At 38.1% G+C, this 244-nt stretch carries 1 protein-coding gene; it reads left to right on the top strand.

The genetic code is table 11. From position 1 onward, the window contains the following. Nucleotides 1-244: site-specific integrase (locus tag L9G74_RS21735; protein ID WP_238898952.1), on the top strand; the 244-nt coding region annotated here is incomplete at both ends.

The following is a 244-nucleotide window of genomic DNA, read 5'->3' as shown; positions in this document are numbered from 1 at the left end:
TTAAACCTCAAGATATAGATTCATACAAATCTACAAGGCTCAAGAAGGTAGCTCCAGCTACAGTAAACCGTGAGCTTGAGGTATTCAGATACTTATTCAATCTTGCCGATAGATGGGAGAAGTTTTATGGTAAAAATCCAGTATCGAGAGCAGGTCTTTTAACATTGAATAATCAACAACAAAGAGTATTGTCTATTGAAGAAGAAAAAAGGCTGCTTGCAGCGTGCGAGCCGTACCTTAGAAA

The sequence above is a fragment of the Shewanella electrica genome (assembly GCF_022321485.1).
GTDB lineage: Bacteria > Pseudomonadota > Gammaproteobacteria > Enterobacterales > Shewanellaceae > Shewanella > Shewanella electrica.
Note: the sequence above shows the minus strand (reverse complement) of the source record. Positions and strands in the feature narration are given on the sequence as shown.